Source organism: Vibrio sp. 10N.222.52.C3, from assembly GCF_041474195.1.
Taxonomy (GTDB): Bacteria; Pseudomonadota; Gammaproteobacteria; order Enterobacterales; family Vibrionaceae; genus Vibrio; species Vibrio crassostreae_C.
Map to the genome: position 1 here is coordinate 1 of NZ_JBFRTQ010000128.1, position 21765 is coordinate 21765.

A 21765-nucleotide genomic window follows, 5' to 3' on the forward strand; every position below is an offset into this window, starting at 1 on the left:
TATTAGTAAACTCTAATTTATAGGTTGTTATGAGTTTATGATGTTTGTGGATAGGAGAGGTTTGTGCTTAGTTTGATTCCTTGGGATGCTTTTTTCGGCGGCATGTTGTTAGGCGTGTCGGCCATTGTTTTAATGTTGGGGATTGGTCGAGTTGCTGGCATTAGTGGCATTGTCAGCCGATTATTGCCAACTGGCACCAGCAACAAAGAACGTAAAGATGCGGATACAGCAAACACCGAAAAACACTGGCGTATCGCCTTTGTTGTGGGAATGGTCGCAAGTGGTTGGCTATTAATTCCGACGGGCTACCAACTTCCGCAGTTAGAAGAGATGAATCTCGCTTTAGTGATTATTGCTGGCCTTCTGGTGGGCTTTGGTACTAAAACAGCGAACGGTTGTACTAGCGGGCATGGCATTGTCGGAATGGCGCGTTTATCTAAACGTTCTATTGTTGCGACCTGTGTATTTATGGGTGTGGCAATCGTAACCGTGTTTATCAAGAATCTGACTGGCTTGGGGGCATAATGAAAAACGCTTCATTTACTATCGTTATCGGTTTGGTCGCAGGTATTCTTTTTGGCTCTGGCATGATCATCTCAGGGATGGTTGATCCTGAGAAGGTACTCGGCTTCTTAGACATTACCGGTAACTGGGACATTAGTTTGGCATTCGTCATGGGTGGCGCGCTATTGGTCTTTGCACCGTTTTATCATCTGGTCATTAAAAAGCGCGCTAAAGCCATCAATGGCGAGCCGTTAGATAGCCGTAACAATCCGTTGATAGACAGAAAGCTGATTCTTGGATCTACAGCGTTTGGCTTAGGCTGGGGGATTGCAGGCTTTTGCCCAGGCCCTGCGGTAACCAGCCTAAGTGGCGGCAACCCGACGGTGTGGGTGTTTATGATAAGCATGCTGGTGGGAATGTGGCTGGCGGATCGTATGAACAAAACGTGTTAGTAGCAAGCTTATAGCTGATTACATTGGCTTTGACGTTATCCGTTCTGAGCTGACCAAGCATAGAGGTTGACTCGCTTTCAGCACGAAAGTCAGTCAGCCTCTTTCTATATTTACTGTTTCTATTATTTTCAGTTATCTACAATCTGTTGTTATCTAAAATCTACTATTTAATAGTCGTTGAAACTGGACAGTGGTCGCTGAGTTTGTAGTCCAGAACATCTTGTGTTTCAAATACCTTCTGCTTTGCAGGAGAAGCATTTAGCGACTCACTCACCACAATATGATCAATAACAGAGCGGAACTGATGTGTGCGATAATTGTTGCGGTTAGAGCGTACCTTACAATCTGCACGGGTCTTTCGTGTCGCTAACTGCGCATCAGTATATTGTGATAACTCTTTCCACATCCAATCTCGTGAGTAAGCGAGGTTATGGTTAAAGTCGCCAAGAATGGCGTAGTCTTCGTTATTGCGCTCTCTTTGCTTTATCCACTTGTTCAGTTGCTGAGCTTGCTCTTTTAAACGAGAGCAATCGCGGTTGGACTTATACGCTCCGCTACAACCTGCCTTTAAATGCACAGACAACATGTGAATGGGTTTAAAGTTTGTTTCTACAACGATATAGCTGGCAAACCTAAGTTTACTGTTGGATGTGGTTTCAAGCGGAAAGTCAGCGTAGTCGGTGAGGGCTACTCCTTTACGAACTGCAAATCCCGTGTATTGGTTCACTTCTTTAAATTGGCGGTTGCTGTTCTTAGATAGCGCCCGGTCAGACATCAATATCTTGTATTGATCACCAGCCACACGCTGAATGGCATTTACGTTATCGACTTCTTGAAACGCAACCACGTCTGCGTCTAAGGATTGAAAATAAGTTGCGAGTTTGTCGAAATCAGCTTGATCACGTTTGTCAGAAAACTTATTCACAGCCTCGTTGGTTGATAACCATTCGATATTCCAACTGGATATGGTCAAAGGTTCAGCAAATGTCTGGCTACTGAGTAAGCAGCCTAACATTATCCAGTTTTGAAGTCGTTTCATGCCAAATATCCCTAATTTTGTCTGCCAATATTGATGAGCCGTTATCCTACAACACTTACCAAAAATTCAACTCTTTTTAGGAGTTTTTTTATTGTTACATTGTTTCTTTTCGACTTGAGAACTAGCGTAATAATATTGAATTGATCTTAGTCAGCGTTCTCTTTTTATTGATCCAAATCAATACTCAAAGTTGGTGGTTCTCGTTAAATACGCCACAATATCTAGTGTTAGTTAAACGATAAATCGCTCTATATAGTGTGTTTGTGGATAAGTCTGTGAATACCTCAAGAGTAAGGAGAAGTGGTGAAATCAATCGTAATCAAGCGTGATGGCTCAAGAGCTCCATTCAGTAGAGATCGCATCCAAGCTGCAGTGGAAGCAGCATCAGACAAAGCCGATAAGGAAATTGCTATTTATGCACTGAATGTGGCATTAGCAGTTGAGTTGAAGCTCGAAGACTACGATGAAGTTCATATCTCTGAAATTCAAACCATGGTCGAGAACGAGCTAATGCAGGGACCATACAAGTCTCTGGCTCGTGCCTACATTGAATATCGTCATGACCGCGACATCGCCCGTGAGAAGCAAAGCGCTTTAACTCGTGAGATCGAAGGTTTGATCGAAGAAAGCAACGTTGATCTAATCAATGAAAACGCGAACAAAGATGGCAAAGTAATCCCAACTCAGCGTGACCTGCTGGCGGGTATCGTGGCTAAACACTATGCGAAAACTCACATTTTGCCACGTGATATCGTACATGCTCACGAATGTGGTGATATTCACTACCACGATCTAGACTACGCACCGTTCTTCCCAATGTTTAACTGCATGCTTATCGATCTGAAAGGCATGTTAACGCATGGCTTCAAGATGGGTAACGCGGAAATCGACACACCTAAGTCTATTTCTACGGCGACAGCGGTAACCGCGCAGATCATCGCGCAAGTGGCGAGTCACATCTACGGCGGCACAACGATTAACCGCATCGATGAGGTTCTTGAACCTTACGTTATGGCGAGCTACGAGAAGCACTTATCGCTAGCGAAAGAGTGGGACATTCATAGCCCAGAAGCTTTTGCTATCTCTCGCACAGAGAAAGAGTGTTACGACGCGTTCCAATCTCTGGAGTACGAAGTAAACACGCTGCACACCGCTAATGGTCAAACACCATTCGTGACGTTTGGTTTTGGTTTAGGTGAAAGCTGGGGCTCGAAATTGATTCAGCAATCAATCTTGAAAAACCGCATTGCAGGTTTGGGTAAGAACCGTAAAACAGCCGTGTTCCCTAAACTGGTATTTGCGATCAAAGATGGTTTGAACCACCAGAAGCAAGATCCAAACTACGACATCAAGCAATTAGCGCTAGAGTGTGCGTCTAAGCGTATGTACCCAGACATTCTTAACTACGACAAAGTAGTAGAAGTGACAGGGTCATTTAAAACTCCTATGGGTTGTCGTAGCTTCTTGAATACTTATGAAGAAAATGGTGAGTTGATTCACGAAGGCCGTAACAACTTAGGTGTTGTTAGCTTGAACTTGCCACGTATTGCGATTAACGCAAAACAAGATATGGCTAAGTTCTACGAACTGCTTGATGATAAACTCAAGCTGGCTCGTCGTGCATTAGAAACTCGTATTTCTCGTCTAGAAAACGTGAAAGCACGTGTTGCTCCAATCCTATACATGGAAGGTGCATGTGGCGTTCGCTTGAAAGCAGACGACTCTATCGCTGATATCTTTAAGAACGGCCGTGCTTCTGTTTCTCTTGGTTACATTGGTATCCACGAAGCAATGACTGCGCTTTACGGTACTGACGTTCACCTGTACGACGATGGCGAAACGCGTGCTAAAGCGCTTGAGCTAGTGGAGTACATGAAGCGTGAAGTAGAATCTTGGACCAAAGAGACAGGTTATGCATTCAGCCTATACGGCACACCAAGTGAAAACCTATGTAGTCGTTTCTGCAGCATCGACACCAAAGAGTTTGGTGTGATTGATGGCGTAACAGACCGTGGTTATTACACCAACAGCTTTCACTTAGACGTGCAGAAGAAAGTGAACCCATACGACAAGATCGATTTTGAGATGCCTTATCCTGAAATCTCTAGTGGTGGTTTCATCTGTTACGGCGAATTCCCGAACATGCAGAAGAACATCGAAGCACTAGAAAACGTATGGGACTACAGCTACACACGTGTTCCTTACTACGGTACAAATACGCCGATTGATGAGTGCTACGAATGTGGTTACAACGGTGAATTTGACTGTACTAGTAAGGGCTTTACGTGTCCTAAGTGTGGCAACCACGACTCAACCAAAGTATCGGTAACACGCCGTGTTTGTGGTTACCTTGGTAGCCCAGATGCACGACCATTTAACTTCGGTAAGCAAGAAGAAGTTAAACGCCGAGTGAAGCATCTTTAGTAAGCTCTAAGATTATTAGCTAGCTTATTTAGAAGAGCTACGTTTCAAGAAATATGATTGGTATCGGCGTTATGTCGATACCAATTCTTTCGTTTCAGCTTTTACAACACATCTTCTCAAACTATTAAGTAATCACGAGTTTTCAATACTGCCTTATGAATTATCACCAATATCACCCAATCGACGTTGTAAATGGCCCTGGAACACGCTGCACTTTGTTTGTGTCGGGTTGTGTACACCAGTGTCGCGGGTGTTATAACCAATCGACGCAAAGGTTGGACTCTGGGCATTTGTTTACTCAAGAACTGCAAGACCACATTATCGCTGATCTCAATGATCCGCGAATTAAGCGTCGTGGCTTGTCGCTTTCTGGTGGTGATCCTTTGCATCCTGCAAACGTGTCTGAAGTGCTTAAGCTTGTTCAGCGTGTAAAAGCAGAATGTGAAGGCAAAGACATCTGGATGTGGACGGGCTACGAGCTCGACGAACTCGACGAAAAGCAGAGGCAAGTACTTGAATATGTTGATACTTTGATTGATGGTCGTTTTGAGCAAGATAAAGCGGATCCAATGTTGGATTGGCGTGGTAGTTCAAACCAAATCATCCATCGATTTACTGATATATAACTGCTGTCGTGACTTTGCACACTCGTAAACGAAAAAGGGCTTCATCGTTAGCGCAATGCTACAAATCAGCCCTTGGGTGTGAGTTCTTTGAATCTATCGCCTGCACGTCAGTGTCAGTTTATCGCCTGTTTATATAGGAATGTGCTCAGGCTCGTCGATTAGATTGTTGATCCATTTCTTAGAGTGAATTCGCTGGCTAGTTAAAGCGATCTTCGCTAACTCCTCCAGTAACACAATCATCAACACCCATTCTAGCGGCCAACCCAACACCAGCGCAGTAAAGTAAGCAAGGGGAATACCGATTGCCCATTGGCCAAACAGGTCGATGAAGATACTGTAGTTGATGTCTCCACCACTTTTCAGCACGCCACCAATACCAACCATATTGAAGACTCTTAGTATCATGCCGAGTGCCATGACTAAGGTGACGTTAACGGCTGTCTCTTTGAGCTCTAAGTGAGTAAGGCCGATCATGTATACGATCGCGGGTTTAGCAAACCAACACACCAAGGCTAATATAGCCGCAAGCCCACAGCTGACCAATACATAACCCCATGCGGTGTTCTCAACACGTTGATAGTTCTTCGCGCCGATCTCGTTGCCTAGAATGATCGAAGCGGCGACCGCAAACCCCATGAACGCCGAGATCAAGATACTTTCTACTGGCGATAACAGCGAAATGATCGCAAGCTCTCCAACACCCATTTGCCCAACTATCACGTTATAAATAAGAATCCCGCCCGCCCATGCTGTGTCATGAACCAACATAGGTATTGCTATCGTGAAGTACTTCTTTCTATGCTTCGGTAATATCGCTTCTCGCCAATTACTTAATGTCGGGAATAGATGCGCGTAGTGTTTTTTCGCCATGATAAGCAGCGCTATCGTCTGAAAGAATCGAGACACCGTGGTGCCAATAGCCGCACCAACTACGCCCAGTTCTGGAAATCCAAACAAACCAAAGATCAGCAATGCATTGAGAATCGCATTAACGATGATTGCCCAAATACTGATCTTGGTGGGTAGCTTGGCTTCGCCGACCGATCGCAGTGCGCTTTCTAAGGGCACTACGATCGCGGTACCAAAAAGGCTGGCTCCTGTTATCCAAAGGTAATCCGTTGCCAAGCGGACGTAATCAGGGTCTGAGGCCACCACAGACACGACTGATTCAGGAGCCAATGTATAAATCAACACAAAGGGGATGATGGTAAAGACAGACAATGCCCATGACTGTGCTAATGTGCGTCTAATTCCGTTGAAATCTCCCGCACCGAAATATTGCGAAGCTAGCACACTGACAGCGCCGCTAATCCCGGATACCATGATCAAGTTGAAGAAAAATATGCGGTTACCCACACCAACCGCCGCAGTTGCAGAGTCACCCAGTTGGTTAACCATAAAAATATCGACCACGCCGAGTAATGAAAACAACATGGTTTGTAGCGATACAGGCAAACCGATGTGTAAAAGCTTTTGCCAAAAATCTTTGTCTAGATGACGATATGTCGAGCGCATCGCATTTCCCCTGTGGTTAATATGCGAGAAGTTTATCGGTATTTGTTTTGGCTGTATTGTTCAGGTTCATCACAAACTTTTGCCAAACTATCTATTTTCAAAAGCTTCCTATTTGTCAAAACGACCTGTTTTCAAAATCATCTATTTCAAAACTATCGAATGACTAATGTGGCGATTTAATTGCAGACAAACCTAATGAGCGACCAGTGAAATGAGTGAGAAACACGAACGGTACGAGATCTCTGATCAGACACACCAAGAGTTTGTCGATCAAAGCCATGTATTGGCATTCGAAGAATTGGGTATCGTTCAGTGTGGGACGGCGTCGTGCCGAGATTTCTTTTCTGTCCATCGGAAGAATCCACAGAAACACATGCTGCTTTACACGGTTAGGGGCAAAGGGTGGTTAGAAAGTGGGGCGTGTCGCTATATTCTAGAGCCGGGGTCGTGCATTACTGTGCCTGCAGGCGTTGAGAATGGCTTTGGGATTGAAGAAGAAACATGGCAGATAGCGTGGATCTTTCTATCGCCTGATAAGCATTGGGATAATGTCGTCAATGATGAAGTGAGTTATACGCTCTCTCCTGCAGCCGAAGTCGTCTCGTCTTGTATTCATACCTTGCTGAGAAGTATTGCCTTGCCCATTGATTTAGGCGGAGCGATTGCCATTCACAGCGTAGCCCAAATAGAGTTCATGATTAATGCACCAGTCCCGCAGCAACAGTCTCGAAATTTGATTCGCTTGAGACGTGTGTTCGACAGTGTTCAAAAGCAGCTTCATAAAGAGTGGAATGTGCATGAGCTAGCAAACCTATTTCCTTGTTCAGAGCCGCACTTCCATCGTTTGTGCCAACGTTATTACTCTCATAGCCCGATGACTCATATTATGCGTATGAGAATGGAATACGCTGCAAGGCTGCTCAGGTCGAGTGATTGGTCGATTCAACACATTGGCGAGATAGTTGGATATCCCAATGCCGCTAACTTTAGCACTCGGTTTAAGGCTTGGTCAGGAATGACACCAAGACAATTCAAACAGAGTGCCCAGTAGTAATCTTAATAGAGCACGTGCAAACATAAGAATATAGGAACATAAGACGCATAGAAATAAAGCAATTTGAATTGTGCAATGGGTCATTAGGTGTTTGAAATTTGCACTATTTATCCGTTTGAAACGACCAATCTCTGATTACTTATGGTAACTAAGCGCTTCTATTAAAAAATGTTTCTGATTTTAGTACGAAAATGTTAACGTGAAATCCATTACTTGAATTTCAAAGGGTTGTGACTTTCATGTTTTCACATCTACCAAAACCAACTTTAGATCCAATTCTATCTCTTTCTGTTGCTTACCGCGGCGATACTCGTACTGATAAAGTCGATTTAGGCATTGGCGTTTACAAAAACGACCAAGGCGAAACTCCGATCATGAAAGCCGTTTCTAAGGCTCAAGATATCGTTGTTGAGACTCAGAAAACCAAAGCTTACGTTGGCCTAGCAGGCTGTGAAGAGTTTAACCAGAGCATGGTTGATCTGCTGCTTAAAGGGACTTCTGCAATGGATCGCGTAGCTGCGATTCAAACACCGGGTGCAAGTGGTGCACTTCGCATGTTGGGTGACTTAATGAAAGTTTCTCAACCAGACACCACGGTTTGGATTTCAAACCCAAGCTACGTTAACCACAAACCGGTGATGGAAGCGGCAGGCTTAAAAGTTCGATATTACAATTACTTCAGTCCTGAAACGAAGCAAGTTGATACTGCAAGAATGTTGGATGATCTTTCAAAAGCGGGTCCATCAGACGTGGTACTACTGCACGGTTGCTGTCATAACCCAACGGGTGCGGATATCGACTTTGAGGCGTGGCAGGAAATTACCAAACTATCGCAGAAAAATGGCTTCTTGCCGTTCGTTGATATTGCTTACCAAGGCTTTGGTGATGGCTTAGAAGAAGACGCAAAAGGTCTTCAACACATGGCTAACAACGTCGAAGAGATGTTGATTACGACATCTTGCTCGAAGAACTTCGGTTTATACCGTGAAAGAACGGGTGCCGCTATCGTGATTGGCAAAAACAGCGAACACGTTGGCAATGCTAAAGGTAAGCTTCTAACGCTTGCTCGTTCAACTTACACAATGCCGCCAGATCATGGTGCAGCTTTGGTTAAAACAATTCTTCAGAATCAAGAGCTAACCTCGATTTGGAAGCAAGAATTGAGTGAAATGCAGCAACGTTTGTTAAATCTGCGCCAAAGTTTATGTGATGAATTGCGAAATACTTATAACACGTCACAATTTGACTTCATTGAAAGCCATAAAGGCATGTTTAGTGTACTAGGCTTTAAAGAAACTCAAATGAATCAATTACGTGAAGAATATGGAGTCTATGGTGTTGGTGATGGACGCATCAATATCGCAGGCCTTTCCGAATCTCATATTCCTTATGTAGCAAAAGCGATAGCAAACGTTTCAAAATAGAAGGTGACTGAATGTATAATTGGAAAGCGATTGTAGTTTTAATGCTAAGTGGTGGCCTGTTTGCTTGTTCGGCTACAACTCAAGCTCCTGTTGAGCCAGAGCAAAAGCCTCAAATCGAACAACCTGTTGTGGATGACTCTTCAAAAACTGACGCAACAGAAGGCGAGAAAGTAACGGAACCTACTGAGAAGCCTGAAGAAGTAAAACCAACTGAGCCGGAAGTAAAACCTGCACCTGTTGAAAAACCAGTAGAGAAGGTTAGAAAAACAAGTGACGGCAAACTGATTCTTGGTGAAGAAGAGTGGGTGTTTGTTCCTGGTTTAAAAGAAGCGTTTAAAGCACGTGTCGATACCGGTGCAACAACCTCTTCAATCAGTGCAGTTGATATTGTTGATTTTGAACGTGACGGCAAAGACTGGGTTAAGTTCAAGATTGAACACGACGGAATTACAACTGAAGAGATCAGCTTACCAGTAGAACGCTGGGTTAAGATCAAGCAATCAAGCGCAGAAGGCACACAACGACGCGCTGTGGTTGTAGCTTCGATTCAAATTGGCGATCTAAAAGACAAAACTGAATTTACGCTAGCCGACCGAACGCATCTTTCTTTCCCACTTCTGTTGGGTAGAAGCTTCTTTAGAGATGTTGCGGTTGTCGACGTGAGCAAAAAATACGTTCAGAAGAAAATTACTAAATAACAAGTTCTGCTCGTCATCAAAGCTTTTCGTTTGAAGAGCTATAGTTTCAAAGGTGACGAGCTTAAAAGACTTTTAGTGTTGATAAATGAAATCCCTACCAGTTCTGCTGGTGGGGATTTTTTTATTTACACCCCATAACGTATGAAAAGCATCTAAATGGTCTATGTTTACTATTCGTTTACTGTTTAGCCTCGACAACGTGATCGAGATCTCTATATAATCCGCGCTTCGATTTTTGTTTAATCCATACTTTCGTACTTCTTATTTAGGTTCTTGAAATAGCCTAATAATTATCTGTCAGTACACGCTTAGGAATTAGTTCTTTGATATCTACCGCGAACATCACAATGCAATTTGGCGCAGAGCCGCTGTTTGAAAACATCTCTGCTAAATTTGGTAACGGCAACCGTTATGGTTTGATCGGCGCTAATGGTTGCGGCAAATCAACGTTCATGAAAATCCTAAGTGGCGCATTAACGCCAAGCTCGGGCAACGTTTCTATCACTCCAGGAGAAAAACTGGGTGTGCTAAGCCAAGATCAGTTCGCTTTCGAACAGTACAGCGTTATCGACGTTGTGATCATGGGCGACAGAAAACTTTGGGAAGTAAAACAAGAACGTGACCGCATTTACTCTTTGCCAGAAATGAGCGAAGACGACGGCATGAAAGTCGCAGAACTTGAAAGTGAATTCGCGGAAATGGATGGCTACACAGCAGAAAGCCGTGCTGGCGACATCCTAATTCAAGCGGGTATTGAAGAAGAGTTCCATTTCGGCTTGATGCAGCAAGTAGCTCCAGGTTGGAAACTGCGTGTGCTATTGGCACAAGCTCTGTTTGCAAACCCAGATATCCTGCTTCTTGATGAACCAACCAACAACTTGGACATTCACACGATCAACTGGCTTGCTGAAGAGCTAAACCAGCGTAAATGTACAATGATCATCATTTCGCACGATAGACACTTCCTGAACTCTGTGTGTACACACATGGCAGACATCGACTACGGTGAGCTACGTGTCTACCCTGGTAACTACGAGTACTTCCTAGAAGCATCTGGCTTGATTCGTGAACAGCTTTTAGCAAGCAACGCTAAGAAAGCGGCTGAAATCAGCGAGCTTCAAGATTTCGTAAACCGTTTTGGTGCTAACGCATCTAAAGCAAAACAAGCCAGCTCTCGTGCCAAGAAAATGGATAAGATCACGCTTGATGAAGTGAAATCATCGAGCCGTATGAGCCCATCTATTGATTTTGGCGAAGGTAAGAAACTACACCGTCAAGCGCTTGAACTTCAAGACCTTGGTCACGGCTTCGATGGCGAAACATTGTTTGCCGGTGGTAACTTGCTGCTTGAAGCGGGTACTCGTCTTGCGGTTATCGGTGAGAACGGTGTAGGTAAAACCACGCTGCTACGTTGCCTAGTTCAAGAGCTAGAGCAAAACGAAGGTATCGTAAAATGGTCTGAAAACGCATCTGTAGGCTACTGCCCACAAGATAGTACGTCTGACTTTGATAACGACCTGAGCATCTTCGATTGGATCTCACAATGGCGCACAGTGAAGCACGATGACCTTATGGTACGTGGCATTCTAGGTCGCCTATTGTTTACTGCTGACGATGCGAACAAAAAAGCGCGTAACTGTTCTGGTGGTGAGAAGAACCGTCTGTTATTCGGCAAGCTAATGATGCAAGACATCAACGTGCTTGTAATGGACGAACCAACCAACCACATGGACATGGAAGCAATCCAAGCCCTGAACGACGCGTTGAAGGTTTACACTGGCACGCTTATCTTCGTAAGCCATGACCGAGAGTTCGTTTCTTCGTTAGCAACACACATCATCGATGTAAAAGATCAACAGCTAGTGAGCTTCCAAGGTACTTATGAAGAGTACTTAGATCACCAGAAAAAGATGCTGATGGTTAGCTTATAAAGCAAGTCGCTGGCTCAGGTCGTGAACGACTAAAAGCCAGCGAAACTAACAAACAAAAAAGCCCCGAACATTAATATGTTCGGGGCTTTTCTATGTAATATGTTTAGCTATTTATTACTCAGTAACTAAACCTAAGCTTATCAATAAAACCTAGATACGAAACCTAGATACGAAATCTAGATTAGAATCCGAATCGAGCCGACATTAAGATTTGGTGGCCGTAAGTGCCGTTATTACGCAGATCTACACCAACAGACAGTTGATCTGTTGAGTGAAAACGAGCACCAAAACCAACGATAGATTTACTGTTATCGGTATCAATCAGTTGGCCAAATCGAGCATTGACTTCAACGTTAGCAACGATCCAGGCTTTGATTCCTAGGTTAACTTCAGTTTTGATATTATTTTCGTCATGACGTTCTATATTATGCAATAACATTTGGCCATAAATATCAGCAAATTGACTAACAGGGCCGTTAAAACCTACACCTGCAGCAATATCCCAATCGTTTTCAAAACCACTATCCGCACGCCCAATAAAGTGCGCATTTTGCGTGAATAGAGTGGTTATTTCTCCACCAAAAGTGCTCGGACTTGCTCCCATGCGCAGCTCGAATGTGTTGTAGTTAAAGTTGTTTGCAGACGCAGAGAATGAACACAGTGCAGCGAGTCCTAAAAGGACAGTCTTATTCGTGCAACTTAGCATGGTGACTCCATATAAATTGTATTTTGCGGCAGTATAATACAAAAAAGCCTGCAATATGCAGGCCAATTATTTGAAGTCGGTATTTTTATATTAATCGCTTATAGAACCTGGATGTGGTCCACTTCGATTTCAGGTGTCTTACCACCTTCATATTCACCGAAGATACGAACTTTTGTATCAGCGGTCAGTGGTTGTGCTAGGCGGATATCATCATCAAGTTCGATTTGAATTTCACTCTGGCCATCAGAGAAGACAAACGTGTCATTCTTAAGTTGACGAACGATCTTGCCATCCACAATTGCTTCTTGCTCTGCGAACATGCTTGTGTCGGCAAGTAGTGTCGCAACAGAAACGGTTTCAATTGGGCCAGTATAAGCAATAGCGCTTTCGTGCTTGTTGCTGTTGTGGTCACTAGCCATTGCGAAAGTAGGAGCAAGGATAATAGTAGATGCGATAGCTAATACAGTTTTTTTCATGGTGAATCCCTTAATGTTGTTTTTAGTAGAAACGTTTTTCTGAATTTGAAACGTTTCTTTTCGTTAGTACGTTTTTTGTTGAAGCGCCTGTTATCGTTCACAAGCTTCGTTTCGATGGAGCTATTAAACAACACTGGGGTTGAATCCAGAGTGAGTAACACATTCATTTTCCATTCATTTTATTGAGCATCTACTCGGCAATGACGTTAAGATGGTCGCAGAGAAATATTGCCCACAGCTATAAATTGAAAATTAAGAAATTAAGGATTTAAGTACAAATGCGAGCACCATTAAGTGCCCTTATGGTTCAAGGGACAACGTCAGATGCCGGAAAAAGTGTTTTGGTGGCAGGTTTATGCCGTGTTTTGGCAAGGAAAGGAATCAAAGTGGCACCTTTTAAGCCACAAAACATGGCGTTGAACAGTGCTGTGACAAAAGATGGTGGCGAAATTGGCCGTGCTCAAGCGGTTCAGGCGCAAGCTTGTAATATAGAGCCAACCGTTCACATGAACCCTGTATTGCTAAAGCCCAACTCAGATACCGGCGCGCAAGTGATTTTGCAAGGCCGAGCGCTGAGCAACATGGAAGCGACGGGTTATCATGATTACAAGAAAGTGGCGATGGATACAGTTATCGATTCGTTTGACCGACTTTCTGAAGAATATGAAAGCGTGATGATTGAAGGTGCGGGGAGCCCAGCCGAAATCAATCTTCGTGAAAATGATATCGCTAACATGGGATTTGCTGAGAAAGCGGACATCCCTGTGATCATCGTTGCTGATATTGACCGTGGTGGCGTTTTTGCGCATCTCTACGGGACATTAGCTCTATTGTCTGAATCTGAACAAGCTCGTGTAAAAGGCTTTGTGATAAATCGTTTTAGAGGCGATATCGCACTGCTTCAATCTGGCCTAGATTGGCTAGAGGAAAAAACCGGCAAGCCAGTCATTGGTGTTTTGCCATATCTGCATGGTTTTAACTTAGAAGCGGAAGATGCCATTACCTCTGCTCAAGAGTCTTACGGAGAAGCTAAGCTTAAGGTGGCGGTGCCAGTGCTAACCCGAATCAGCAACCATACAGACTTTGACGCGTTAAGATTGAATCCTTCGATTGATTTACGTTATGTCGGTAAAGGCGAACGTGTAAACAATGCTGATTTAATTATCTTGCCGGGTACAAAGTCGGTAAGAGCAGATTTGGATTACCTAAAAGAACAAGGCTGGGATAAAGATATTCAACGCCACCTGCGCTTAGGCGGCAAAGTGATGGGTATCTGCGGTGGCTACCAAATGTTAGGTAACATCATCCACGATCCTGATGGCGTTGAAGGGGAACCCGGCAGCAGCGAAGGGTTAGGGTATCTGGATACTGAAACGACCCTTACACAGCAGAAAACCTTAACCAACGTACGCGGCACCATGACGCTGGATGGAAAAACAGCACAAGTAAAAGGGTATGAAATCCACGTAGGTAGGACTGATGTCAAAGAAACAGCCTTACCGGTTCAGTTAGAATCTGGCAGCCTAGATGGCGCTGTGAATCAAGATAACTCGATTTTTGGTACTTACTTGCATGGCGTATTCGACAACAGTGATGCGTTGTCGCTTATTTGCGAATGGGCAGGAGCCAACGATGTGACCGCGATTGACCACGAACAGCTTAAAGAGCTGGGTATTAATCGAATCGCTGATGCCATCGAAGAGTACTTAAATCTTGATCTGCTTTGGCCAGAGTTAACAGCTTAAGCCGCCATTTAGAAGTTAGCTAAAGAACTTAAACGAACAATAGATAAGTGATAACAATGAAAAAGCGAGTCTTCCTTTTAACCATGGCTTTAACTTCGGCATTGAGTTCTAGTCATCTTTTTGCTGCGGAAAAGCTACGAGTTTACGCTGCATCGTCGATGACCAATGCGGTTAATCTGTTGGTTGAAGAGTTTGAGAAAGACCATTCTGTCGATGTGATTCCTGTGTACGCGAGTACGTCGTCTTTGGTGCGACAAATCGAAAGAGGAGCACCAGCAGACATTTTTATCTCGGCAAATGAGAAATGGATGACGCATTTAGTCGATCGTAAATTGGTTTATAGTGACAATGTCACAAACCTATGTGAAAACGAACTGGTGCTGATTGCTCCTAAAGAGACATCGGTAACGTTAGACCTATCAAAAGGTGAACAATGGGCTAAACTGCTTACTAATGAAAGGCTTGCAGTGGGTAACACCATGTCGGTTCCTGCTGGTATCTATGCAAAAGAAGCGTTAGAAACGTTAGGTGTATGGGACGATGTGAAAACTCGATTGGCACCAAGTAACAATGTTCGTATGGCCTTAGCCTTAGTCGAGCGCAGTGAAGCTAAGCTTGGCATTGTCTACAAAACGGATGCGTTGCTTTCTAAAGAAGTAAACCTAGTGTCGACCTTCCCATCAGATCTGCACACACCAATACGTTACCCTGTAGCGAAGTTGAGTGATAAAGTTGTGGCAGAAGAGTTCTATACTTTCCTAAAGAGCGAAAAAGCGAAAGACACCTTGAACAGTTTTGGATTTGAAGTGCGTTAAATGATGTATTTATCGGAATACGAATACCAAGCCTTAATGCTGAGCTTAAAAGTCGCTGGGTTTGCAATCTTATGGCTTATCCCTATCGGTATTGGCTTAGCATGGCTACTTGCTAAGAAACAATTTGTAGGTAAGAGCATTGTTGAGAGTATTGTCCATTTACCTTTGGTACTTCCACCTGTGGTTATTGGCTATTTACTGCTAGTGATGATGGGCAGGCAAGGTATCATAGGTTCGTGGCTCAATGACGTGTTTGGTATTGTATTCAGCTTTAGCTGGAAGGGCGCGGCACTCGCTTGTGTGGTTGTGGCGTTGCCGCTGATGGTTCGCTCTATTAGATTGAGCCTAGAAACCGTAGACAGTAAGCTTGAAGAGGCGGCTGCTACATTAGGCGCTTCACCTCTTCGTGTGTTTTTCACGATCACTTTACCCTTGATGATCCCAGGGGTCATTACCGGCACCATGCTTTCATTCGCAAGAAGCCTAGGGGAGTTTGGCGCGACCATCAGCTTCGTTTCAAATATTCCCGGTGAAACTCAAACCATTCCTTTGGCTATGTATACCTTTATTGAAACCCCTGGCGCTGAAATGGAAGCCGCGCGTTTGTGTGTCATTTCTATTGTGATAGCGCTGGGTTCATTGATGCTATCTGAGTGGCTCAACAAAAAGTCAGCACAACGCTTGGGAGGCAATGCATGAGTGCTTTGATCCTCCAATATCAACAACAACTTGGTGAAACGTTCTTTGATATCGACTTGGAATTACCAAGTAGCGGCATTACGGCAATTTTTGGTCGTTCTGGCGCGGGTAAAACCTCACTTATCAATGCAATCAGTGGCCTTAAACAGCCCGATAAAGGTCTGATCAGCGTATCTGGAACCACACTGTTCGATAGTGAAAATGGCATTAATTTGCCGACTCACAAACGCAACGTCGGTTATGTGTTCCAAGAGTCGCGATTGTTTCCACATATGAAGGTGGCAGCGAACCTTAAATACGGTATGAAAAGCGTCGATCAAGCGCACTTTGAGCAAATAGTCTCGCTGTTGTCTTTGGGTTCATTGCTTGACCGATACCCAGCTCGTTTGTCTGGCGGTGAGAAGCAACGTGTGGCGATTGGCCGCGCTTTGTTATCAAAGCCGAGCATTTTGTTGATGGATGAGCCTTTAGCGTCTCTCGACTTGCCTCTTAAGCGCGAAGTGATGCCATTTCTGGAAAACTTATCCGAAACCGTCCAAATACCGATCATCTATGTCACCCATAGCCTCAATGAAATTTTACGCTTGGCAAATCACCTTGTGATTATTGACCAAGGCAAAGTGATTTCGTCGGGTGTGACGGAAGAGGTTTGGGCATCGAGAGCCATGCAACCTTGGCAATCTTTCTCAGAGCAAAGCTCGTTGTTTGAAGCGACATTAGCGGAACACAATGACGATTATGCGCTGTCTCGCCTGATGCTAGGAAAGTCGACGTCGTTATGGGTTCAGAAAGTATCGAGTGAGCTTGGTACGACAGTGAGGCTGCAAGTTAGGGCAAATGATGTCTCTATCACGCTAGAACGGCCGAAAGGGACTTCTATACGTAACATCCTTCCTGTCACCATTAAAAGCGTAGAGACGCACCAACAAGGCACAAATAAGCAGAGTGTCCAGGTCGAGCTAGAGTTAGAGTCTGGGTGCTACCTATGGGCAACCATTACATTGTGGGCGCTGGATGAGTTAAATCTAGAAATCGGGCAGCGTGTTTACGCTCAAATTAAAGGTGTGAGTGTCGCTCAAAGAGATATCGCGGTAACGCATTAAACCTGACAAGGTCAGTTTTTCGATATTGCCGCGATACTGCCTGTTATAGGTTCTGAAAATTCGGTCTTGATTCCATGAATGGATACATGCGTCATTTTTATACGGTATAACTGCCAGTTTTGCGCCACACTATATGAGTGTTAAAGCATATGATTTGTCGAATCATATGAACATTAGCAACAAGAACATACAGACGTAACGATCGACGAACAGAAAATAGCGGATATAAAAAAGCCGCGTGTTTAAAGAAACATGCGGCTTAATTCTAAGTAGTACTGTTAGCGCTTAGCCTAGTTTAGGCGACTAGCGACTTACTTAGTAAAAACTTCTTTGAAATCACGTTTCAAGATTGCATCACGACGAGCTTTCTTGATTTGTTTAACCATGTCTTTTACACAGTTGTGTAGAACTTGGTCTAGCAGTTGAGCACGGTACTCTTCTTTTTCTTCGTCAGACATGTCTTCTGGAAGTTTAAGAGTAGGGAACTCTTCCATCACGTTAACACCAGCGAAAGCTTGGCTAACTGAGATTAGAGCGTGGAACTGCTCGAAGTTGTCTAAAACATTTTGTGCGCTTGCTGGAAGACTATCCCAAGCTTCGCGTACTGCTTCTTCAGACACTTCGTGAATAGAAGTAACCATAAAGTGCATCTCTTTTGGTACGCCATCAAATTCGATAACTTGACGAAGTTCTGGTGAGATGGTGGTTAAATCGATTTCTTGTTGTTCGTTGTTTGTAGCGTCTGACATAGTATTTCTCTTTAAAAAGAAACAATGCTAAAAAGATCTGTAAAAAAGTCAATATAATATAGAGATTAGGGCATGATTTAAGCCCAAATTTGAGCTACTTTGAATATTCAACACTAGATAAAGGTGATGTGATGATAGAAAAGGGATCTTCAATGCGCATATTGCTGGTTGATGACGTTCAACTAGACAGGATGCAACTTGCTATCCGACTCAAGCAACTGGGTCATATTGTAGAAGCTGTCGGTAGCGGAAAAGAAGCCCTGAGTGTTTATTCTGATTTTGATCCTGAACTCGTGTTACTTGATATCAGCATGCCTGATATGGATGGTTTTGAAGTGGCGAATGAGGTTCGAAGCCGATTCCCAGAATGGGTTCCCATCATCTTTCTTAGTGGTCACGAAGAACCTGAGATGATCGCAAAAGCGATTGACGCTGGTGGCGATGATTACCTGATCAAGCCAGTAAACAAGGTTGTTTTGAATTCTAAGCTGATTGCGATGCAACGTATCGCGCAAATGCGACGAGAATTAAAACAGAGCACAGCCAAACTCGAAGAACTGAACATCCTTCTGCAGCAACAAGCCAACGAAGATGGCCTGACCAAATTGTATAACCGTCGATATATGGATACTAAGCTTGAAGAGAGCATAGCGTGGCACGGAAGACGTAATATATCCATGACAGTCATACTTCTAGATGTAGACTTCTTTAAGCCTTACAACGATAATTATGGTCATATTCAAGGGGATAAGTGCTTACAAGGGCTTGCTAATACCTTGAAACAGCTGTTTGTTCGTGCGGGAGAATTTGTAGGTCGTTATGGCGGTGAAGAGTTTGTTCTGATTCTTAGCGATACAGACAGTGAAGGCGCTAAGGTACACGCGACTCGAGTTAAAGAGGCATTGCATGAGATGAACTACGCTCATGAACACTCAACGGTATCGGATAGAGTGACAGCGTCACAAGGTGTGTTGTCATTTGTGCCAGAAGGTGGCGAATCTATTGCGTCTATTTACGAAAAGGTCGATCAAGCGCTTTATCAAGCGAAGCAAAGTGGTAGAAATACCTTTGTACAACGTAACATTTTGGAGCTTGCGCGTTAGTTGGCGAGCTCTTTTAGATATTTGAATTTATACTTCTAATAGCGTTTGAGCTAGGAAGTGCTTTAAGTGATAAAAGAAATGCCACATTCGAAGTCATTTTCTATGACTAACACATCTTGGACGCTTGCGGTTCCTCTATTTTTTACCGCTTTGGCGACCACTGTTAATGCCAATACGCTATCTGATCTTTTTCGAAAGGATCTAGAGCAGAGCTTTGCCACCAGTGTATTGCTCAACGACACCGATGTTTTCACTTTTGGTATCAATAACTTTGACCCCAATAAAGTGTTTAGTTTGGACAATGAAGACATCGGTTCGAATGATTCGGTAAGTCGTCGCCAAAACATCACCTCCCTGAGTTTGCCTTACACATTTGAACTACCCAGTTACATTGAAGATAACCATCAAGAGGTGACGCTGCGCTTGTCTGCATTGCGGATCGAGAACGATGTCGAGTACGCGGCAGTAAATAGAAACGATTTTCAAAAAGAGTCGGTAGTGTCTGGCTACGTGGAATTTGCGAATGTGTCCCAGTTAGACGAATATTGGAGCTTCAGTTCTGCAATCGGTAACCACATCTCTTACTACCGCAATGATTATGAATATCGCGCTTCGTTGCTAAAGCCTATTCAAGACCAACTGGATGGCGTATATCTCAATACTGATGCTTGGGCGTACATTATCGAGCCTAAAATCAAGCTGATGTACGAAGATAAGAATGACTGGGGAAAGTATAAATTGAGTACCAGTTGGCATTACTTTAATGGCATCGGCTGGGGCGAGGCGAACAATGGCAATGTCGGCCACCCAGAAGGGTGGTATATTGCCAATGAAGCCAAGGTTTTCTATGATCTCGTACGTTGGGATAAGAACATCACATCGATGTACTCGAGTATAAGACGAATTGATATTGGTGGTGACACTGTGGCCTCTATGGGCACCACATCTTACTACGAGGGCAGTGTTGGCTGGTTGCTTAACCCAAACCTGTTTAATGAGTGGGTCGATAATGTGGGAATAGGTTTTACGATTAACTACGGAAGTAGTTTAAAAGGTGGCAGCTTGGTTATCTTCTTCAACCAAGATTAAGCTCTCTTTTTCCAGTTGAGCTATACGGCCTCAAATCAATGAGGCTCGTTGAACTTGGAAGTGATAGTTATTGAAGCAGATCGCTATTAATGGCTTAAGCTATTTAGATCTCTAGCACTCAATATCTTTCGCTATCAACTATTGTTAACGGTCAATACACAGTTTGTTTCGACCGGTTTCTTTCGCTTTATACAGCGCTTGGTCAGCAAGCTTCAACACCTCTTCAGGATGTCTGGTGGTTGTACTATCAGACAATCCAATACTCACCGTCACATTCACCACTTCCGATGGTTTGCCTTTCTTGCCACGCTTTTTCATACCCACTTCATGATCGTCGGGGCGTTCATGACTATTACGAATCGTCATGTCGTAGTTTTGAACCTCGGAAATCAGAGCTTGAAGGTGCTCTTTAACTTGTTCCGAATGTTTTCCTTTGAAGATAATCGTGAACTCTTCTCCACCATAGCGATAAGCTTTAGCGCCGCCTGTGGTTTCCCTCAGAATACGCGCCACCAGTTTTAACACATCGTCGCCAATGTCATGGCCGTAGGTGTCGTTGAATTGCTTAAAGTGATCGATATCGACCATCGCCATCGAATACTTACGCCCCAAGTGCTTCATATCGACTTCTAAGGCGTGTCGACCGGGAATGTTAGTCAGTTGGTCGTTAAAGGCCATATCATGACTAGCAGACATCACATAGACGATGATCAACGTGCCTGACAACGAGAACATGGTGCTCGAGATGTACTGAACGTCGAAGAAGATGAACGTGCAAGAAGAAAGCAGGATAGCGCTATAAACCACAACATCGATAGAGCGGTTATACACCAACACGAGAATGGCAGTAAGGCCAAGTAAGCAAAGGCTATACAACACCAAAACAAAAGGCAGTTTGGAGAAGTCTCTGACAATAAACAAAAGACCTTCACTCCATGATTCAAAACCGCCGGCATGGAAGTGAGAGACGATCAATTGTGCCCACACCATAAACAGAACAAGAACGATGGCGTAGAGCAGCATCGACTTTGAGTTTACGCCGTTATCAGGGAAGGCATAAACAAGTAAGCAAGTGACAGGTACTAATGCCGCAAGTAACGAGAGCTCTAATAGCGTTGTGCCAGTATTGAGAGGCGTTTGTAAGCGAACTTGGATGATCAGATAAGCGACAAGCATGGTCACCGATACCATCGCCATTCGACCTTGTCTGAACGTATGGCATAGCAGAACCGCAACGCTCAATAAAATGTAAGGGAGGTTGCTAGCAAACCCTAAATTTGAGTCCGTCACGAGAATGACGTTGTCCATACCAACGAGCAAAATTGTTAACAGGACTAAAGGGAAGCAAAATCGAAACATGCTCGACGTTACAAAAGATGATGCCATTTATGTGGTGAGCCTAACTATATTGATGATCTTATTATTTAATACTATGCGTAGGATACGGTTAAACAAGCGATTGCCAAGCTTTTTGCCTAAATTAGAGCAAAAACATAGTTATAGGTCGCTAATGCTGCAATCATTTTTATATGTATTTGAGTTGCTATTAACCATAGAACGAACTACACAGTATATATGAGAAATTAATTAGTCGTTATAGATACTTAACAAAA

Annotated in this window: 20 protein-coding genes; 14 read left to right on the forward strand and 6 right to left on the reverse strand. The window is 43.8% G+C overall.

Annotation, left to right across the window (positions count from 1 at the left end; genetic code table 11):
- Nucleotides 1–63 precede the first annotated feature (63 nt).
- Both AB4517_RS18345 and AB4517_RS18350 read left to right on the forward strand, forming a co-directional pair.
- Nucleotides 64–525 (forward strand): YeeE/YedE family protein, encoded by a 462-nt coding sequence (locus AB4517_RS18345; protein ID WP_010429747.1) that lies wholly within the window; start codon nt 64–66, stop codon nt 523–525.
- On the forward strand, nt 525–956 hold the full coding sequence (locus AB4517_RS18350; protein ID WP_016787649.1) for a YeeE/YedE family protein: 432 nt from the start codon (nt 525–527) through the stop codon (nt 954–956). Before AB4517_RS18345 ends, AB4517_RS18350 begins: the two co-directional genes overlap by 1 nt.
- 163 nt (nt 957–1119) lie before the next feature.
- Here the strand turns inward: AB4517_RS18350 and AB4517_RS18355 are convergent, their stop codons facing one another.
- Nucleotides 1120–1995, reverse strand: a complete 876-nt coding sequence (locus AB4517_RS18355; RefSeq protein ID WP_017064569.1) for an endonuclease/exonuclease/phosphatase family protein — start codon at nt 1993–1995, stop codon at nt 1120–1122.
- Between the two features lie 303 nt (nt 1996–2298).
- On the opposite strand from AB4517_RS18355, the gene nrdD reads away from it, so the two are divergent.
- Nucleotides 2299–4419 (forward strand): anaerobic ribonucleoside-triphosphate reductase, encoded by a 2121-nt coding sequence (nrdD, locus tag AB4517_RS18360; protein WP_137001491.1) that lies wholly within the window; start codon nt 2299–2301, stop codon nt 4417–4419.
- A 155-nt stretch (nt 4420–4574) separates the two neighbouring features.
- Nucleotides 4575–5045, forward strand: a complete 471-nt coding sequence (nrdG, locus tag AB4517_RS18365; RefSeq protein WP_017069098.1) for an anaerobic ribonucleoside-triphosphate reductase-activating protein — start codon at nt 4575–4577, stop codon at nt 5043–5045.
- 129 nt (nt 5046–5174) lie between these two features.
- Here nrdG and AB4517_RS18370 read toward each other — a convergent pair whose 3' ends face one another.
- A complete protein-coding gene (locus tag AB4517_RS18370; RefSeq protein ID WP_372149114.1) occupies nt 5175–6560 on the reverse strand; it encodes an MATE family efflux transporter in 1386 nt (461 codons plus the stop codon).
- Between the two features lie 211 nt (nt 6561–6771).
- Here AB4517_RS18370 and AB4517_RS18375 point away from each other — a divergent pair, with 211 nt between their 5' ends.
- The 4 genes from AB4517_RS18375 to AB4517_RS18390 all read left to right on the forward strand — a co-directional run bounded on the left by AB4517_RS18375 (nt 6772) and on the right by AB4517_RS18390 (nt 11667).
- Entirely contained in the window at nt 6772–7611 is an 840-nt protein-coding gene (locus AB4517_RS18375; RefSeq protein ID WP_137001489.1) for an AraC family transcriptional regulator, read from the forward strand.
- 242 nt (nt 7612–7853) lie between these two features.
- Nucleotides 7854–9038 carry an amino acid aminotransferase gene (locus tag AB4517_RS18380; protein ID WP_017064572.1) on the forward strand — a complete coding sequence of 395 codons (1185 nt, stop codon included), beginning with the start codon at nt 7854–7856 and terminating at the stop codon, nt 9036–9038.
- A gap of 11 nt (nt 9039–9049) precedes the next feature.
- The gene (locus AB4517_RS18385; protein WP_017069095.1) at nt 9050–9736 is read left to right on the forward strand and encodes an ATP-dependent zinc protease; all 687 of its coding nucleotides are present in this window, start codon (nt 9050–9052) and stop codon (nt 9734–9736) included.
- 323 nt (nt 9737–10059) lie between these two features.
- Nucleotides 10060–11667, forward strand: coding sequence for an ABC-F family ATPase (locus AB4517_RS18390; RefSeq protein WP_080582218.1), 1608 nt, complete (start codon nt 10060–10062; stop codon nt 11665–11667).
- Between the two features lie 181 nt (nt 11668–11848).
- On the opposite strand, the gene AB4517_RS18395 is transcribed toward AB4517_RS18390, so the two are convergent.
- Both AB4517_RS18395 and AB4517_RS18400 read right to left on the reverse strand, forming a co-directional pair.
- The gene (locus AB4517_RS18395; RefSeq protein WP_372149117.1) at nt 11849–12373 is read right to left on the reverse strand and encodes a hypothetical protein; all 525 of its coding nucleotides are present in this window, start codon (nt 12371–12373) and stop codon (nt 11849–11851) included.
- A gap of 98 nt (nt 12374–12471) precedes the next feature.
- Nucleotides 12472–12849, reverse strand: coding sequence for a YgiW/YdeI family stress tolerance OB fold protein (locus tag AB4517_RS18400; protein WP_048608277.1), 378 nt, complete (start codon nt 12847–12849; stop codon nt 12472–12474).
- Between the two features lie 278 nt (nt 12850–13127).
- On the opposite strand from AB4517_RS18400, the gene AB4517_RS18405 reads away from it, so the two are divergent.
- Genes AB4517_RS18405 through modC form a run of 4 tightly spaced genes read left to right on the forward strand, consistent with a single transcriptional unit; the run spans nt 13128 to nt 17211 of the window.
- Nucleotides 13128–14594 carry a cobyric acid synthase gene (locus AB4517_RS18405; protein WP_017069093.1) on the forward strand — a complete coding sequence of 489 codons (1467 nt, stop codon included), beginning with the start codon at nt 13128–13130 and terminating at the stop codon, nt 14592–14594.
- 56 nt (nt 14595–14650) lie between these two features.
- Nucleotides 14651–15409, forward strand: a complete 759-nt coding sequence (modA, locus tag AB4517_RS18410; protein ID WP_017060111.1) for a molybdate ABC transporter substrate-binding protein — start codon at nt 14651–14653, stop codon at nt 15407–15409.
- The gene (gene modB, locus AB4517_RS18415; RefSeq protein ID WP_017060110.1) at nt 15410–16108 is read left to right on the forward strand and encodes a molybdate ABC transporter permease subunit; all 699 of its coding nucleotides are present in this window, start codon (nt 15410–15412) and stop codon (nt 16106–16108) included.
- Nucleotides 16105–17211: a molybdenum ABC transporter ATP-binding protein ModC gene (gene modC / locus AB4517_RS18420; RefSeq protein WP_372149120.1), complete on the forward strand. Its 1107-nt coding sequence runs from the start codon at nt 16105–16107 to the stop codon at nt 17209–17211. Before modB ends, modC begins: the two co-directional genes overlap by 4 nt.
- 311 nt (nt 17212–17522) lie before the next feature.
- Here the strand turns inward: modC and AB4517_RS18425 are convergent, their stop codons facing one another.
- On the reverse strand, nt 17523–17960 hold the full coding sequence (locus AB4517_RS18425) for a DUF3069 domain-containing protein (RefSeq protein ID WP_017060108.1): 438 nt from the start codon (nt 17958–17960) through the stop codon (nt 17523–17525).
- A gap of 131 nt (nt 17961–18091) precedes the next feature.
- Here AB4517_RS18425 and AB4517_RS18430 point away from each other — a divergent pair, with 131 nt between their 5' ends.
- A complete protein-coding gene (locus tag AB4517_RS18430; protein WP_372149123.1) occupies nt 18092–19063 on the forward strand; it encodes a diguanylate cyclase in 972 nt (323 codons plus the stop codon).
- A gap of 78 nt (nt 19064–19141) precedes the next feature.
- Nucleotides 19142–20152, forward strand: a complete 1011-nt coding sequence (locus AB4517_RS18435) for a Solitary outer membrane autotransporter beta-barrel domain (RefSeq protein ID WP_029236434.1) — start codon at nt 19142–19144, stop codon at nt 20150–20152.
- Between the two features lie 144 nt (nt 20153–20296).
- Here AB4517_RS18435 and AB4517_RS18440 read toward each other — a convergent pair whose 3' ends face one another.
- On the reverse strand, nt 20297–21538 hold the full coding sequence (locus tag AB4517_RS18440) for a GGDEF domain-containing protein (RefSeq protein WP_136974586.1): 1242 nt from the start codon (nt 21536–21538) through the stop codon (nt 20297–20299).
- Nucleotides 21539–21765 lie beyond the last annotated feature (227 nt).

What these genes read in the sequence shown, in the direction of transcription:
- AB4517_RS18385 (WP_017069095.1), top strand. Translation starts at nt 9,050, where the DNA reads ATGTATAATTGGAAAGCGATTGTAGTTTTAATGCTAAGTGGTGGCCTG.
- nrdG (WP_017069098.1), top strand. Translation starts at nt 4,575, where the DNA reads ATGAATTATCACCAATATCACCCAATCGACGTTGTAAATGGCCCTGGA.
- AB4517_RS18400 (WP_048608277.1), bottom strand. Translation starts at nt 12,849, where the DNA reads ATGAAAAAAACTGTATTAGCTATCGCATCTACTATTATCCTTGCTCCT.
- AB4517_RS18355 (WP_017064569.1), bottom strand. Translation starts at nt 1,995, where the DNA reads ATGAAACGACTTCAAAACTGGATAATGTTAGGCTGCTTACTCAGTAGC.
- modC (WP_372149120.1), top strand. Translation starts at nt 16,105, where the DNA reads ATGAGTGCTTTGATCCTCCAATATCAACAACAACTTGGTGAAACGTTC.
- AB4517_RS18380 (WP_017064572.1), top strand. Translation starts at nt 7,854, where the DNA reads ATGTTTTCACATCTACCAAAACCAACTTTAGATCCAATTCTATCTCTT.
- AB4517_RS18370 (WP_372149114.1), bottom strand. Translation starts at nt 6,560, where the DNA reads ATGCGCTCGACATATCGTCATCTAGACAAAGATTTTTGGCAAAAGCTT.
- AB4517_RS18425 (WP_017060108.1), bottom strand. Translation starts at nt 17,960, where the DNA reads ATGTCAGACGCTACAAACAACGAACAACAAGAAATCGATTTAACCACC.
- AB4517_RS18375 (WP_137001489.1), top strand. Translation starts at nt 6,772, where the DNA reads ATGAGTGAGAAACACGAACGGTACGAGATCTCTGATCAGACACACCAA.
- modB (WP_017060110.1), top strand. Translation starts at nt 15,410, where the DNA reads ATGATGTATTTATCGGAATACGAATACCAAGCCTTAATGCTGAGCTTA.
- AB4517_RS18430 (WP_372149123.1), top strand. Translation starts at nt 18,092, where the DNA reads ATGATAGAAAAGGGATCTTCAATGCGCATATTGCTGGTTGATGACGTT.
- modA (WP_017060111.1), top strand. Translation starts at nt 14,651, where the DNA reads ATGAAAAAGCGAGTCTTCCTTTTAACCATGGCTTTAACTTCGGCATTG.
- AB4517_RS18405 (WP_017069093.1), top strand. Translation starts at nt 13,128, where the DNA reads ATGCGAGCACCATTAAGTGCCCTTATGGTTCAAGGGACAACGTCAGAT.
- AB4517_RS18395 (WP_372149117.1), bottom strand. Translation starts at nt 12,373, where the DNA reads ATGCTAAGTTGCACGAATAAGACTGTCCTTTTAGGACTCGCTGCACTG.
- AB4517_RS18435 (WP_029236434.1), top strand. Translation starts at nt 19,142, where the DNA reads ATGCCACATTCGAAGTCATTTTCTATGACTAACACATCTTGGACGCTT.
- AB4517_RS18440 (WP_136974586.1), bottom strand. Translation starts at nt 21,538, where the DNA reads ATGGCATCATCTTTTGTAACGTCGAGCATGTTTCGATTTTGCTTCCCT.
- AB4517_RS18350 (WP_016787649.1), top strand. Translation starts at nt 525, where the DNA reads ATGAAAAACGCTTCATTTACTATCGTTATCGGTTTGGTCGCAGGTATT.